The 16,036-nt window shown below is 39.6% G+C and carries 11 protein-coding genes; 4 read left to right on the forward strand and 7 right to left on the reverse strand.

The window, feature by feature from the left end:
* Nucleotide 1: 1 nt before the first annotated feature.
* The 6 genes from KW060_RS09670 to KW060_RS09695 are packed head-to-tail and all read right to left on the reverse strand — an operon-like array spanning nt 2 to nt 7,380.
* Nucleotides 2–1,111, reverse strand: a complete 1,110-nt coding sequence (locus KW060_RS09670) for an O-linked N-acetylglucosamine transferase, SPINDLY family protein (protein ID WP_338050565.1) — start codon at nt 1,109–1,111, stop codon at nt 2–4.
* Nucleotides 1,096–1,779, reverse strand: a complete 684-nt coding sequence (locus KW060_RS09675) for a tetratricopeptide repeat protein (RefSeq protein WP_249034624.1) — start codon at nt 1,777–1,779, stop codon at nt 1,096–1,098. Before KW060_RS09675 ends, KW060_RS09670 begins: the two co-directional genes overlap by 16 nt.
* On the reverse strand, nt 1,780–3,558 hold the full coding sequence (locus tag KW060_RS09680) for an O-linked N-acetylglucosamine transferase, SPINDLY family protein (RefSeq protein ID WP_249034625.1): 1,779 nt from the start codon (nt 3,556–3,558) through the stop codon (nt 1,780–1,782). It abuts the gene before it with no gap.
* Entirely contained in the window at nt 3,555–3,890 is a 336-nt protein-coding gene (locus tag KW060_RS09685; RefSeq protein ID WP_249034626.1) for a DUF1491 family protein, read from the reverse strand. Before KW060_RS09685 ends, KW060_RS09680 begins: the two co-directional genes overlap by 4 nt.
* Nucleotides 3,890–5,044: a glycosyltransferase family 4 protein gene (locus tag KW060_RS09690; protein ID WP_249034627.1), complete on the reverse strand. Its 1,155-nt coding sequence runs from the start codon at nt 5,042–5,044 to the stop codon at nt 3,890–3,892. Before KW060_RS09690 ends, KW060_RS09685 begins: the two co-directional genes overlap by 1 nt.
* Nucleotides 5,044–7,380, reverse strand: a complete 2,337-nt coding sequence (locus tag KW060_RS09695; RefSeq protein WP_249034628.1) for a tetratricopeptide repeat protein — start codon at nt 7,378–7,380, stop codon at nt 5,044–5,046. The genes KW060_RS09690 and KW060_RS09695 overlap by 1 nt, the downstream gene beginning before the upstream one ends.
* A gap of 132 nt (nt 7,381–7,512) precedes the next feature.
* Between KW060_RS09695 and KW060_RS09700 the strand changes: the two genes are divergently transcribed.
* The 4 genes from KW060_RS09700 to KW060_RS09715 all read left to right on the forward strand — a co-directional run bounded on the left by KW060_RS09700 (nt 7,513) and on the right by KW060_RS09715 (nt 13,983).
* Nucleotides 7,513–9,180 (forward strand): amidohydrolase, encoded by a 1,668-nt coding sequence (locus KW060_RS09700; protein ID WP_249034629.1) that lies wholly within the window; start codon nt 7,513–7,515, stop codon nt 9,178–9,180.
* Between the two features lie 11 nt (nt 9,181–9,191).
* On the forward strand, nt 9,192–10,868 hold the full coding sequence (locus tag KW060_RS09705; RefSeq protein WP_249034630.1) for an amidohydrolase: 1,677 nt from the start codon (nt 9,192–9,194) through the stop codon (nt 10,866–10,868).
* Nucleotides 10,869–10,956: 88 nt separating this feature from the next.
* Nucleotides 10,957–13,053 (forward strand): TonB-dependent receptor plug domain-containing protein, encoded by a 2,097-nt coding sequence (locus tag KW060_RS09710; RefSeq protein ID WP_249034631.1) that lies wholly within the window; start codon nt 10,957–10,959, stop codon nt 13,051–13,053.
* Nucleotides 13,054–13,263: 210 nt separating this feature from the next.
* The gene (locus KW060_RS09715) at nt 13,264–13,983 is read left to right on the forward strand and encodes a response regulator (protein WP_249034632.1); all 720 of its coding nucleotides are present in this window, start codon (nt 13,264–13,266) and stop codon (nt 13,981–13,983) included.
* Nucleotides 13,984–13,988: 5 nt separating this feature from the next.
* Here the strand turns inward: KW060_RS09715 and KW060_RS09720 are convergent, their stop codons facing one another.
* Nucleotides 13,989–16,028 (reverse strand): hybrid sensor histidine kinase/response regulator, encoded by a 2,040-nt coding sequence (locus KW060_RS09720; RefSeq protein ID WP_274757349.1) that lies wholly within the window; start codon nt 16,026–16,028, stop codon nt 13,989–13,991.
* Nucleotides 16,029–16,036: the final 8 nt, after the last annotated feature.

Genomic DNA, 16,036 nt, shown 5'->3' on the forward strand with positions numbered 1-16,036 from the left:
TTTATTTTTCTAATATATGTATCAGTATTTCTTCAAAATCGCGAACCCACCTTTTTTGATCGAATAAAGGTAATTCATCTTTATTTTCTTTCAGATGATTTTTCAATCTTTCCAGCTCGCCATCCTTTGTCGCAATTTCAATAGCACGTTCGATATATTCGTCTTTGGAATTTGTTATGCAATCTTCCATATCAGCAGCTTTGATAATACTTGCTGCTACCCTACCATGAAATGTTGTGCCTATTTTAGTTAGTACGGGAAGTTCTGCATATAATGCTTCCGTACATGTTGTATGTGCCCCGCAAATAAAACTATCCAGCATTAAATCTGCATGATCAAAACGGGCAAGATGAATATCATTTTGAACACGGCCGGTACAATGTAACCGATTACTATCTACCCCATTTTCTTCCAATGTATCTTTTATGTTTGTAATTGCCTGCTCATCTTCAAGAAACAACCAAAGAATACTGTTTTCCACTTTCTTCAATATCTCGCACCATGCCAAGAATGTCTCTTTGTCAATTTTCCAACTAATATTAAAACTGGCAAAAACGAATTTGCCTTCTGGCAAATTCCAATATGCACGGTCTTTTACACTTCTTTTTAAAGACGACATTGAATTGAAAAAATACGAATGCGGCATCCGCAATATTTTTTCAGTATATTGATATTCTAGCTCTTTAGGCGCGATAATATTATCAATCAAAACATAATCAATCCACGGTGCACCAGCTGTCGCCGGCGTCCCCATCCAAGCAATCTGGATTGGTGCTGGTTTTTGGCTAAACACACCACGTCTTTTAGCGCCCACAAAACCATCCAGATCAACCAGAACATCAAGAGAATGTTTTTTTATAACATCCACCATTTCTTCATCACTTTGTGAATTAAATTCAATCAGGTTTTCTGCACTTTTACTGATTTTTTGATAATTAGGGCATTGGTGATCTGGGTTAACCGCATACACAATAACGTCAAATTTCGCTTGATCAAAATGTTCAAAAAAACTGTTTAAAACAATGGCGGTGACATGCTTTGATAAGGCAGCAGAAAGAAAGCCAACCTTTATTCTTTCTTCTTTTTTTGTTATTCTTATACCGTGGAATATTGTGGTAACTCCACCCCCATTTTTTTCTGAATTTCAATATACGCATTGCTAAGATTAACCGCAATTTTCTTCATAAAATCAGCATTTTCTGAAAACATTAAAGCCGAATGAATATCAACGGGCGATGCCATTCCGGTTTCAAATATTTCTTCGCAAAAATCGATCAGCCTGTTATCGACTCCTTCTGCTTTATCCCATAAACAGATACTATGATAACAACCGCTTAATTTCGTTAGCGTTGAATAATCATTCGGTGTTTTCTCAATGATTTTTCCATAACATTTTATTGCATCTGTCTGATTATGCTTTGCGCGGTACATATCCCCCAGAGTTTTTAAAGCGGGCATATATCCAGGATCTTTTTCAAGGATCATTTTACAAAAATGTTCGCACCCTGCTTCATCATTAATATCCAGCAATAAATTTGCATATAAACCAAGCTGCTGACTTGTTGCGCCGTTAGGAGAATTTTTTATTGAATTTTCGTATTGAAATTTTGCCTTGGCAAAATCCCCGAGCAAATAATAACAATATCCCAATATCTCTGATACTTTTGGATCATTAGGGGCTATTACATTGGCTTTTTCAAAACACTCTTTGGCCTCGAACAGTTTTTTACTTTTAAAATGGCCCATACCAAGTTGATATAACCTTCTAACATCAGACATTCAGCATAAACCCTTATTTTGGGTAATTTCTTGTAATATTTGTTCCCAATCTTTTACCCATTGTCTTTGGTCAAATACAGGCAAATCATTTTTATTTTCACTTAAATGATTTTTAAGTCGCGCCAATTCTTCTGCAGAATTGCCAATTTCAATACCCCTTTCAACAAACTCATCAATAGTATGGGTAATCAAACTATCCAGTTTCCCGGCCGATAAAATACTAGCTGCGACCCGGGAAATAAATGTTTCCCCAATTTTTGTTAACACTGGAAGATGAGCATAAAGCGCCTCCACACAGGTCGTATGTGCATTGCAAACAAAACAGTCAAGCATCAAATCAGCATGTTGCAATCGTGACAAATGATCTTCATTTGATAGTCTATCCGCAATAATTAACCTATCTGCATCCACGCCCTGCTGTTTCATTTCTTTACGAAGATTTTTAAGCGTCATTTCATCATCAACAAGAATCCATAGAACACTATTTTCAACACCCTTTAAGATTGAACACCATGCTTGAAATGATGTTTGATCAATTTTACGGCTAATATTGAAACTCGCGAAAATGAATTTATCGGTTGGCAAATTCCAATCTTCTTTTTTGCTTTCTATTAATGGCAAGGATGTACAGCTATTAAAGAAAAAGCTATTTGGCATTCTAAGTATTTCTTCAGTATAATGATTTTCAAGCTCTATCGGTACGATCACATCATCAACCAATATATAATCCATCCACGGCGCACCAGATGTCACCGGTGTCCCCAGCCAAGTAACTTGAACCGGCGCCGGTTTCAATAAAAACACGCCCGGCTGGCTTCTGCTGATTTCACCATCCAGATCAATCAATACATCAATTTCATGACTTTGGATAAATTCTGCAACTTCCAATTCACTTTTTGAACTTAATTCATAAATATGCGCGCCGGACGATGAAATCTTGTCATAATACGGACATTCCCCTTTAACATTTAGGGCGTATATAAAGACTTCAAATTTATCATAATCATGATGCCTGAACAAATCTTGCACCAAAAACGCTGTTGCATGTCTTTTTAATGCTGATGAAACATAACCAACTTTAATGCGACCATGATTATCTCTACTAGGTCTTTGTTGTAGAAATATACCACTTGCTTGTTGTTTTTTTTTCATATGAAAACAACGATTTTCAGCTAATTCCTTAAAAAGAAAACCATCAATATCTAAAAAGAATGCAGAATGGACATTTAGCGGCGAAGGTTCTCCTATCGCCATTTTAGACTTCGAAATTTCAACTAACTTACTATCAACTTCTTTCGCCTTATCCCACATACAAAGACTATGATAGCTGAAACTAAGACGGGTTAAAATATTAGGGTCATCTTTTACAATTTCTCTAACTTTTTCAAAACATTTTACCGCTTCATTTAATTGAAAAAATGCATTGTAACACCCCCCTAGATTAGTCCACGCCTCTGCGGAATTTTTATCACGATATATGATCTGTCGGAATATTTTTATCGCCTCTTTGCTATCACCTGTTTTTCTTAAAATAAGACCGTAATTATTTAAAAACTGAAGGGACGGTTTTTCTATTGAATATTTAAGGGAAATTTCAAAATAAATTCGCGCTTCTTTAAAATTGCCAAGCTGCGCTAACAGAACAGCAAGCATTCTAGCAATTTGCGGATCATTTGGCACAAGTTTACTGGCCTTTAAGAAGATATCTTTTGCTTCTATAAATTTTTGTTGTCTATATAATTCAACACCCTGTTGATATAATTCTTCAACATTATTCATTCAATTATTCCAACTACATATTTCTCTTTTGGATCATCGATTTCTATCACCCATAAATCCTCATCAAAACTTTTTTGTCTGACGATATAGTCATCGGCCTTTTGTTCTTCCATATATCCTTCGCCGAGCGGCTCATGCCAAATAAGCTTATCATCCATATCACGGGTCTCGGAATATATTCTGGCACCCATTCCATGCACATACTGCTTTATGATGATCTGTCCTCTTTCTTCGTCCCCTTTATGCAGCACCATTGCAGGAATAAATTCAGCTTCACATCTTTTTATTTCCGCGGCTACTCTTATGCTGCTTTTAAGACGGATTTCCTGCATTAAACATTCCCTAACAAACGATTATAATTATTGATCAGTATTTCCATGGATAGATTAAAGTCGTACTTTTCCTGCGCATCCAATTTCGCATTATTTTTGATGCTATCCCATTGATCCTTACATTCAAGCATTTCACCGTATTTTTCCGCAAGCGCAATTGGGTCACCCGCCTTAAATAAAAAGCCGTTCTTGCCATCTTCGATGACCATTCGGTGGCCACCGATATTTGATGCCAAAACCAATTTACCTTTTTGCATGGCTTCTTTTAATTTATTTGGAACCACACTTTCCGAATGTGGTACTTTTTGACGCGGGGATACGTATATATCGATTTGATCAAGGAACTTGGGTATCTTTTCTTGTGGCACAAAACCGGTAAAAATGACACGGTCCCCAAGCATTTTTCTTGATGCCAAATGTTGCCATTCCTGATCCATATCACCGTCCCCAACAATCAATAAACAAGCATTGGGTTCCCTAAGCATGATACTTCGCATGGACCTGATTAAAATATCCCCCCCTTCATAATCATGGAAAAAACCAATATAGCCAAAAACGGTCATCCCTTCGAAATTCAAGCGCGCACGAAGATCATTATATTCATCTTCTGTAATTTCAACATCACATGGCACTATTCCATCTTCGATCACCGCTATTTTTTGCTCGTTAACCCCGGATCTTTCAAGATCATTTTTTACCGCATCCGTCGACACTGTAATAAGATCAACATGATCCAAAACACTGTCTTTTAAATCAGTCGTTTCTAAAAACAGATCATAATCATAAAGTAGCGGTATATTATGCTTTTTTGCCGCATTTATCGCCGCTATTCCATTATAAGCTGGCCCATGAATATGGATAAGATCGACTTTATTAGACGATAGTATTTTTGAAATTTTCTTCTTTAATTTTGATGCTGCTATTTTTTGATCCACGTAAGGGATTTTCACAAGCGGGTTTATGCCTTTGGCCGTTCTTTCAAACTCTACCCCGTCAACATATTCTTTGGTTTTCTGAAATTGATCATGGTGAATGCCTGTTACCTGAATTGTTTCAATATCATTATCATGTAATGCTTTGATCAAGCGCTGTGCACGGAAAGTATATCCATTAACAAAAGGAAGCGACCGTTCAAGCACATGCAGAACACGCATTAATTCACCTGCAACCCAACAATCGGCATATTATTACGAACGCTTGCGATTTGTTCTTCTGTTGCGCCAGCGTCCTTTGCCTTATTAAATGCGTTCATCGCATCATCAACACGATTTTCCAGTAAATTCAGCTCCCCCTGATAAAGATATGCCACCGCAATCGTGGTTTCATCCAGTTTCAATTGATCAATATAATGATAACCACTTTGGAAATTGCGATCAGTTTTGGTAAGTTCTACGAGCTCTAAAACCAAAGGAAGTCTGTCTTTTACCGTCTCCAAACCAGACACCAATAAAGGTCTTACCTTATGCATTTCACTTGTTTGCATATACGCGCGTGCTAGTAATAAAAACGTTTCTTGGTCGCTGGCATTTTTTGCGATTGATTGCTCAAGGAATGTCAGCGACTGTTCTGCATTTCCACCGAGCAACAATGATTTACCGGCCATTTTATGCGACAGATAATGATCAGGGAAAATTTCCGTTAATCTGAATGCGTTATTACGTGCACCGTTAACATTGCCGCGATCAAAATAAAAATTAATTAATTTCAAACGCGGTTCCATCAAATCGGCACGTGCGCTTGTCGCCGTTCTTAAATAACGCTCTGCGCGGATAAAATCCCCCTGCATCATGGCGAATTCATATAACAAATCATATGCCGGAAGATATTCTTCATCACGGGAAAGAATTGTGTTTAATGAAAGAACCGCATCATTTTCATTGCCACGTTCAAATTGAATTTTCGCAAGCGCTAACCTTGCCTGATGAAAATTGCGGTCTAACTGTAATGCTCTGCTGAAATTACTGCGGGCATCATCGGCTTGCCCCTGCCCCTGATAAGACCTGCCGATCAAATAATAACCAAGCGGGTTTTGACGGTTCGCATCGATCAAACGTGCTGCACTATCAAACGCACTTTCAAAATCATTATCTTCCAATGCTTGGTACGCCTCAATCACAAGGCGGTAATCATCCGCATTATTCTGGTTTAAAATTTCCGCAAAATCGATGGTAATACCAAAATTTTGTTCACGGCCAAATTCATCTGCATATTGATTATCCGCAGCACTTAATGCTGATACACCGTCAGTAACCGCCTTATCCATAAATAAGGCCGCATTATCATATTCCCTCACCAGCGAATAAGCACTGCCGATTAAATAATAATCAAGCCCGGTCATAAGGCCATTTTCATTTAGGTCCAATAGCGCGTCAACCGCGCCCATACCGTTACCCAATTTTAAGTTTGACGCAGCAAGTATTCTGCTTGCTTCAATATGTAACGGGTCGATTTCTTTTAATCTGGATAAAGAACGCACAGAACGGTCATAATCACCTGTTGCATATCCAAGCTTACCCCATAACAAAAGCGCCGGAACAGAATTTAAATAAGCATTAAATCCTGCCTGATTTAAATATCTGGTGGCTGTTCTGATATTGTTGCCTTCAGCGAATAGTGCCGCAACCATGAAATTGGCATATGGGTTACGTTGGTCTCTGGCCAGTATTTTACGGGCCCATTTCATGCTTTCATCATGATTTCTTAAATTGAAATAGGCACCAGCAAGCTTGCTTTCCGTTTCGGTATTTTCCGGTTCATAAAAATTGGCCAGTTCAAAATATTTTAATGATTTTTCTGATCCAGCGCGCCTTTGAACCAGCTCTCCTTTTAATAAAAGAATTTCTGCTTTACGGGGTTCAAAATTTAATGCCTTATCGACATTAAGTTCCGCTTTTTCATATTCCCCCATATCATTATAAAGACTGGCAAGCGATGCATTTAAATCATATTGATCAGGCAAATAAATACTTGCTTGATATAATTTAAGAAATGCCTGACGTTTTTGACCAAGGGCGTTATGCATCAACCCTTGCACCAAATATACTTCACCATGAATTTCCGGTGCGGCTTCTTCGATAAGGATCTCTTCGCCAATTAAATCATATTGCTTGGTGATCAAATATGTTTTACCGATATCGCCAAGCAGCAAATTTCTTGGCATACCGAGTTGTTCAGCACGTTTCAATTCATGAAGAGCGATATCCGCGTTCCCAAGAAGAATGTATTTTTTTGCAATTTGTTGACGTAACAACCAGTTACCAGAATTATCAAAAATTCTATCCCACAGTTCATCAATTTCCGCATTGATGGCGTACCTCTTTAATTCTTCTTTTGTGGGTTCTCTTAGGACATAGACTTCCTCGGTCATTTCTTCCATTTCTGGCATAAGTGCCTCGGCCACCGCTTGCGCGGATGCACTGCTTAGCAACAGACCTGACAGCGATATAATCCCCGCCCCGAATATGCCAATTTTCTTTATGCCCAAATTCATATTTTTTATTTTCCCGATAAGAAGATACGTGAATTACATTTAGCGCAAAAATAATATTCAATCCACCGTATAATTTTATTGATATCGGTCGCATGATCGTTTTATCCTGATCCAAATATAAAAGGGACGAAAATGATCACAAAATCTTTACTATTATTTAGTGCTATGACGAGCGTTGTTATGGCACAGGATTGCAAGCCTGCTGACATCGTAATGACAGGGGCAACTGTTTATACTGTCAATGATAATCAACCTACTGCATCTGCCATTGCAACACGTGGTGATAAAATCATTTATGTCGGTGATGATATTGGTGCGGAGCGTTATGCATGTGGAAATGCCAATGTGATTGATATGACGGGTAAAACCATTTTCCCGGGCTTCATTGACAGCCACGGTCATTTAATGCGAGTGGGTTTTCGTGAAAAAAATCTAAACCTTCAGGGGATAAGCAGCCTCGCGGATATGCTGGAGGCTGTAAAGTCACATGCCGATGCAAACCCAGATAGCGCATGGATTACCGGCACAGGCTGGATCGAAACAAATTGGCCGGAAGGGCGTTTTCCAAACAAAGATGATTTGGACGCCATTATTCCTGACCGTCCTGTATCGCTTGGTCGCGCTGACGGTCATGCATCAGTATTAAACACAATGGCACTTGAACTTGCGGGCATTACTGGTGAGACCAAATCACCGCAAGGCGGCGCCATCAACCTAGATGAAAATGGTGAACCTACTGGTATATTGGTGGATACAGCACGTGATCTTGTCAATCCACTTATCCCCGCCCCAACGGCAGCTGAACGAAAAGATGCTATTCGCATGGGTGCAGAACGTAATGTCCGTATGGGTTGGACCAATTTCCAAGATGCAGGCAGTAATTACGACACCATCGGATTATTTCAGGAATTATATTCAGAAAACAATCTTGCCCACCGTGTTTTTGTGGCTGTGAACTTTGGACCAGAACTCGATACCCTTTATGAACGCGGGATAGAGGTCGACAAAGATAATATTGTCACCGTTCGCGGCATTAAAGTAAGGCTTGATGGTGCCCTTGGGTCACGGGGTGCGGCATTGCTTGAACCATATTCCGATTATGATACCAAAGGGTTAATCATCACAAAAAGTGAAGACATCAGACCCGTTCTGTTAAAAGCCATCAAAATGGGTTTCCAGGTTGAAACACATGCCATTGGTGATGCCGCCAACAGGATAATTCTGGATTTATACGAGGAAGCCTTTAAAGCGGTTCCAAAATCACAACGTGCCGTTCAAGATCCAAGATGGCGTGTGGAACATGCACAAAACATCCAACCAGAAGACGTTGATCGCTTTATTGACCTTGACGTCATTCCGTCAATGCAGGCGTCGCATGCCATTGGTGACCTTCATTTTGCCGGCATTAGATTGGGCATTCCGCGACTTGCCAATGCCTATCTATGGCGTACGTTAATTGACAAGGGTTCGATTATTGCCGGCGGATCTGATCAGCCAGTTGAAATTGGCGACCCACGTATTGAATTTTACGCCGCCGTTGCCAGAAAAGATTTCGATGGCTATACCGGTGAAGGATGGCACCCTGAATATGCGGTAACTCGTGAAGAGGCCCTAAAAATGTTAACCATCTGGGGTGCGCATACCGCGTTTCAGGAAAATATTCTAGGCAGTATTGAAGTTGGAAAGCTGGCTGACCTAAGTATTATGGATAAAGACATAATGACCATCCCAGAAGACCAGATTATGACAGCTGAAAATGTCATGACGGTCGTTAACGGAAAAATTGTTTATCAAAAATAAGAGTAGAAAATATGATTAAAAAAATATTAGGAACCGCAGCATTAACTGCATTAATGACAACAACATCATTTGCACAAAGCTGTGTTGATGCTGATATCGTTCTTAAGAATGGTAAAATATATACCGTTAACGACAACCAACCAACCGCAGAAGCAACAGCCATTTTGGGTAATAAAATTATTTATGTTGGCGATAATATCGGTGTTGAACGTTATGCATGTGGTGATGCAAATATCATCGACCTCGCTGGTAAGGCCGTTTATCCAGGACTTATTGAATCCCACGGACATTTGGAAGGTGTCGGTTTCCGTGAAGTAAACCTGAACCTGCAAGGTATTGATAGTCTTGCTGAAATGCTTGCTGCCGTTAAAGCATATGCTGATGAAAACCCGGATGCAGAATGGGTATCCGGCCGCGGATGGATCGAAAAAGTTTGGCCGGAAGGTCGCTTCCCAACACGTCAGGATCTTGATGAAATTGTTCCTGACCGTCCCGTATATCTTGGCCGTGCAGATGGCCATAGTGCCGTTATCAATACCAAAGCCATGGAAATGGCCGGTATCACAGGCACAACTGAAAATCCGGTTGGTGGCCATATTAACCTTGATGACAATGGTGAACCGACAGGTATGTTGATTGATAACGCAATGAACATCGTTAGCAGCCTAATCCCTTCACCAAATAGAGAGCAAACAAAAGCAGCCATAAAACGTGGCGCAGAACGAAATGCATCCCTTGGCTGGACAGGTTTCCATAATGCTGGAAGTACTTACGAAAGCCTTGAACTTGCCAAAGAGCTTCGTGCAGAAGGTGCCCTTGCACATAGACTATATCAAGTAATGTGGATGGACGAAAATGCCGAAAGACTGGCTGAAGAAGGGCCAGACATTGACCCTGAACATTATGTAACCACACGTGGTATCAAAATGATGATGGATGGTGCACTTGGTTCCCGTGGTGCGCTTTTCATTGATAAATATGCCGATTATGACACCAAAGGTCTTCCGATGTTTACACAGGAAGAAATGATGCCATTGATCATCAAGGCACTTGAAAACGGCATTCAAATTCAAACACATGCCATCGGCGATGGGGCGAACCGCATCATGCTTGATATTTACGAAGATGCGTTCAAAGCCGTGCCAAAATCAAAACGTAAAGTGGCAGATGCAAGATGGCGTATTGAACATGCGCAGAACATTCAACCAAATGATCAGGACCGTTTCATTGACCTTGATGTCATCCCATCAATGCAACCATCCCACGCGATTGGTGATCTTCATTTCGCAGAGGACCGCTTGGGACGTGAACGACTTGCCAATGCTTATCCATGGCGTATAATGATTGATAAGGGCGCAATTATCCCCGGCGGTTCGGATCAGCCTGTTGAAATTGGTGATCCACGCATTGAATTTTATGCAGCTGTAGCCCGTAAAGACTTAAGCGGTTTTTCTGCTGACGGATGGCATCCGGAATATGCGGTAACCCGTGAAGAAGCACTAAAAATGTTTACAATTTGGGGTGCAATGGCCGCATTCCAAGAAGATGTGCTTGGTTCTATCGAAGTTGGTAAACTTGCTGATTTCAGTATTTTTGACAAAGATCTTATGACCATTCCAGAAGATCAGATTATGAGTGCTGAAAATGTGATGACAATTGTAAATGGAAAAATTGTTTATCAGAAATAACTTTAAGTTAACTATTTTAGATTTAAAGTTATTTTTAATTAGCGCCTCTTGGGGATTGAAAGGATAACGAGAGATTAGCTTATATAAAATGAAAAGGCTTACACCACTTTCAATATATGCTTCTGTTCTATTAGGTTCATGGGCATCGGCAAATGATACATTGCCAGATACCGACCTTACCAATTATTCAATCGAAGAATTGCTAAACATTAGAACGACTGTATCGACACTGACACCACAAACAGCAATGGAAGCCCCCTCTTCCGTCACTGTATATACCCGTCAAGAAATCATGAGCATGGGTGTCGATACGGTTGAAGACCTTCTTAATTTTATTCCGGGCGCCTATACCAACCGCAGTGATGCACTTGGTAAAAGTGCCATTTTCCGTGGAAGATCAACGGGCCCCTGTGGAAATGGGGTTTTATTCCTGCTTGATAATGTTGCAGTAAATGACAGTGTTTGTGGCGGGGCCGCCGAAGGCCTTCCTTTCATGAGCGTTTCAAACATTGAACAAATAGAGGTTATCCGTGGCCCCGGTTCAGCGATTTATGGATCAGGTGCACTTTACGGTGTTGTAAACATCATTTCCCGTAAAGACAGCAATAACATAAGCGCATCTTATGGTTCCTTCTATGCCAGAGAGGTCAGCTTTCAAAACAGCGCTGAATGGGAAACGATTAAATCATCCATATCGGGCAAGTATTTTGAAGATGACGGCGAATATTATGAACCATTCTTCAATCATTTTGGCGAACTAAACCCAACCAAAGACCCTGTGAAAGGCTTTGATGGTGCGTTAAATCTCGACATTTCCGGACTACAGTTAAACGGTTATTTTTTCTATAGACGCATGGGTGAATTTGTCGCTGGCGGTGCTCAGGGTGACTTAAGCGGCAAACAAAGAACCGACACCCATAATGTGATTATATCCGCACGTTATCCGTATCAAGTTAATCCTAAACTTACAATTGAACCATATGCCGATTTCAAATATTTCCAATCTGATTTTAGGTCACTATTATTCCCTGCATCCGCTGCTGCGGACTTAGTATGGACTAACGGGGCCGAGGTTGACGCCGAAGGTGGCAATTACCGCGAAGGTAAAGATTACCGTATTGGTTTTTCTGCCAATTGGGAACATGCAGAAAATCATACCATTACAATGGGCGCTAATTTTAAAGAAAACAGCATTGATCGAAATTCATTTCAGGGTAACTGGGATCAGGATGCTTTTTTTGCAAGCGATGGCGTGGATTTTATCCCCGGCGACGAGCATGTCATTGGTTTCTTTGGCGGGTATGGATTACCGCTTAACCCTGATGAATATTATCTTATTGATGCCACCTCTCAACAAATCATTGGTACTTACCTGCAAAGTCAATGGCGACCAACCGACAATTTATCTATAACAAGTGGCATAAGATACGATGATCATAAAGAAATTGGCAGCAAAATAAGTCTTCGTGGCGGTGTTGTTTATAAATTAACGGATGACACAACAGTCAAAGGATTGTTTGGACAAGCATTCAGGGCGCCAACCATTGCAGAAACAGATTCAGAAATTGCCACCAATGCGGTTGGTAACCCTAACCTTAATCCTGAACATATCACAACATTTGAAGCATCCATTTCACAGCGTTTTGGTAAAAGCATTTTTACCATTACATGGTTTAGAAATGAATTGTCGGACGTCATCAAACCCGTTCTCGTAGAAGACATCATCGAAGGTTTTAACGCATTTCAGGCACAGAACTTAAATAAAATCACAAATACCGGTTGGGAAGCAGAAGCATTATTTAATCCCGTTGAAAATGTAACATTAAAAGTTGGTGGTTCTATTATGAACAATGCCGATGAAGTTGGCGTTGCTGAAAAACAGGCCTTTTGGGTTTTAAATTATAATCTGAACCAATGGAATTTTAATATAAACGGATTTTATCGTAGCGGTTTTATTTCCAAGCTAGCCGATGGCAACTTATACCCTGAAAACATCAATATTGATGCCTTTACCCATTTTAATGCCAAGTTATCGTATCAAGTGAATGATAATGTACAGCTTTATGTTAAAGCCAATAATTTATTTGATAAATATTATAAAAACTTTTCATACGTCGAAGGATTGGAAAATGGTACACCGCTTCGTGGTCTTTCCGCAAAATTTGGAATGTTTATGACATATTAAAACAAACCAGTATGCATGTATAAACACCCGCCCTCAGGCACAATATCAGAAAAACCTTATATAAATAAAGCACTTAACGTGATCACATAAGTTTCATATTGTTTCAAAAAACAACAATTTATGTACATTTTGTTTTTTACATCATGATAAATACTCATTATACTGCCTTTGAATTTTATAAATTGGGGGACATTTAATAGGGAGTTATTAATGTCAGATGTCATCCTGATAGTTGATGATGAAGACGAATTTAGAGATGTCGTTTCAGCACTTTTGGAACTGAATGGTTTTGAAGTGCTCGAAACGCAAAATGTGAACGAGATGTACAGCCATCTTGAAAACCGCAATATATCTCTTATTCTTCTTGATATATCACTTCCGGATCAGGATGGTCTATCGGCCTTAAAAGAATTAAGAGAAGGCAATGATATCCCTATCGTTCTTCTAACGGGTAAAGGTGACATTAACTATAAAGTTGTCGGCCTTGAGCTTGGTGCTGATGATTATATCACTAAACCATTCCATTCCCATGAATTGGTCGCACGCCTTAAAAACATTTTAAGAAGATCGTCCAGCAATAATGATAATGGCTCCGGGGCTGCCCAGAACGACGATATGATTGTATTTAACGGCTGGAAGCTTGATACCCATTCAAGAACTTTATTTGCTCCAGATGGTGAAAACATCGCTATCACAGGACACGAATATGCAATTTTAAGCGCACTGATTTCAGCAGCAGGCCGCACATTAAGCCGTGAACAGTTATTAGATCATATCGGTGCCAATTCAAGGGATTATACTCCCTTCGATAGAAGCCTTGATGTTATGGTCGCCAAATTACGCCGTAAATTAAAAGATGATGCAAAAAACCCACAGTATATTCGCACCATCAGGCAAGTAGGTTATATGTTCATCGGAAAAATTGAATAACGAATTTATCTATCCAATGTGCGCCTTACCGCAAAGGCAAGCTCATGATGGCTATATGGTTTTGCAAGCACACTTCTTTTCAATTCTTCTTTAATTCTGCTTCCTGACACATCAACCTCGACATTATCTGAATATCCACTGGTCAATAGAATTTTTATGGATGGATTTAATTCCCGCGCAATTTGGGAAACCTTATATCCATCATCATCATCTGGCATAACGATATCACTGAATAATAATTCAATATCGCTGTTTTTTTTCAAGATATCTATCGCTGTCTTGCTATCATTGGCCGCAAACACCGAATAACCAAGGTTTTTAAGCTGGTTCTCAGCCACCTCGCATAGGTTTTCTTCATCATCAAGAACAAGTATTTTTTCCTTACCCGTTGGCAATAATACTTGTTCTTCTCTTACCTCTTCATCCGCTTCGAATGCTCTATAAGAACGCGGGATATATAAATTGATCGTTGTACCAACACCAATTTCAGAATGAATTCGTAGATGCCCACCTGTACGCTGCGCAAACCCGTGAACCATGCTTAAACCAAGACCGGTGCCTTTATTCACTGACTTGGTTGTGAAAAATGGTTCTAAAACTTTATCTTTAATCGCTGGGGCTATCCCCTCACCGGTATCAGTAAAAGATATAAGAATATGATCGCCGATTTTACTATCTGATACTCTTTCTACATATTGTTCATTGAGCACAACATTTTCTGTTTTTATGGTGAACGAACCGCCGTTCGGCATCGCGTCTCGTGCATTAAGGCAGATATTTAATACTGCATCCTCAAATTCACTTTCGTCAATTTCCGCCGGCCACAAGTTTTCTAATAATGATGTTTCAAACTGAATAGTATGACCAAGTGATTTGCTCATAGAATCCTGAAAAATTCGAATACAGTCATTGACGTTGGTAACCGCTCTTTGCGGTGATGAATTCCTCGAAAAACTAAGAAGCTTTTTGATCAGATTACTGCCCCGATCCACACTTTTAATCGCTTTTTGCAATCTGCTTTTTTGTTTTGCTTCTGCTTCAATCGTACTATCCAGAATTTCGAGATTTCCAAGAATAATACCAAGGATATTATTAAAGTCATGGGCAATACCACCCGTAAGTTGGCCCACAGCATCCATTTTTTGCGAATGACGCAGCTGGTCTTCCCTTTCTTTAAGCTCGGAAAGATCCTGGAACTGCGCCACGAAATGTTTTGGTTTACCTTCCCCATCACGAACCAAAGACGCATTAAATTGAACTGGCACAATACTATTATCAGCACGTACGTAACGTTCTTCCAGTTCAAATGATGGACGGATGCCCTTTAGAACCTCTTTCATCATTGACATGCTGTTTTTAAGATCATCCTTATGCGTTACTTGCATAAGTGTCTTTTCAAGCATCTCATCTTCGCTGAAATCCAAAATATTACAAAGCGCATCATTAACCCTTAAAAAATTGCCATCAATGGAAATAAGGGCCATGCCATTGGTCGCATAATCAAAGGCATTTTGGAACTGGTTACTCATTTCATCAAGTTTGGATGATGATATTTTACTTTGAGTAATATCGCTTGAAAAACCAATGATGTTTTTTATCTTTCCCTCTTCATAAACTGGATGAATTTGACTTGATAACCATCTGACGGTTCCATCCTTATGAACAATTCTATAATCGGGAATTTTGGCTTTATAGTCGCTTTTTATAACGCGCTCTATTGCATTCTTATAAAAATCCCTGTCTTCACGGTGTAAAATCTGATCCCAGATAAATGGATCCTGATAAATTTCTTCGCAGGTAAATTTTGTCCATTCCTCAAAATTAGGGCTAATATATTCAATATCTCTCATATTTGGCTTCAGGATATAAAATAAACCATCAACAGTTTCTGCAATTTGCTTAAAACGTTCTTCACTGGACTTTCTAAGTGAGATTTCTTTACGAAGACTGTAATTCCATAACAAGAATAAAAGAATAATAATAAGCGAAGCCCCAATAATCCTTAATATAAGCGAATAATCTGGGTCCGGCGCTTTTTCAAGCATGATCCATT

It is taken from the genome of Pseudemcibacter aquimaris, assembly GCF_028869115.1.
Lineage (GTDB): Bacteria > Pseudomonadota > Alphaproteobacteria > Sphingomonadales > Emcibacteraceae > Pseudemcibacter > Pseudemcibacter aquimaris.

Coding starts and splice junctions, on each gene's coding strand:
- KW060_RS09710 (WP_249034631.1), top strand. CDS start 10,957: ATGAAAAGGCTTACACCACTTTCAATATATGCTTCTGTTCTATTAGGT.
- KW060_RS09720 (WP_274757349.1), bottom strand. CDS start 16,028: ATGCTTGAAAAAGCGCCGGACCCAGATTATTCGCTTATATTAAGGATT.
- KW060_RS09685 (WP_249034626.1), bottom strand. CDS start 3,890: ATGCAGGAAATCCGTCTTAAAAGCAGCATAAGAGTAGCCGCGGAAATA.
- KW060_RS09695 (WP_249034628.1), bottom strand. CDS start 7,380: ATGAATTTGGGCATAAAGAAAATTGGCATATTCGGGGCGGGGATTATA.
- KW060_RS09680 (WP_249034625.1), bottom strand. CDS start 3,558: ATGAATAATGTTGAAGAATTATATCAACAGGGTGTTGAATTATATAGA.
- KW060_RS09715 (WP_249034632.1), top strand. CDS start 13,264: ATGTCAGATGTCATCCTGATAGTTGATGATGAAGACGAATTTAGAGAT.
- KW060_RS09690 (WP_249034627.1), bottom strand. CDS start 5,044: ATGCGTGTTCTGCATGTGCTTGAACGGTCGCTTCCTTTTGTTAATGGA.
- KW060_RS09675 (WP_249034624.1), bottom strand. CDS start 1,779: ATGTCTGATGTTAGAAGGTTATATCAACTTGGTATGGGCCATTTTAAA.
- KW060_RS09700 (WP_249034629.1), top strand. CDS start 7,513: ATGATCACAAAATCTTTACTATTATTTAGTGCTATGACGAGCGTTGTT.
- KW060_RS09705 (WP_249034630.1), top strand. CDS start 9,192: ATGATTAAAAAAATATTAGGAACCGCAGCATTAACTGCATTAATGACA.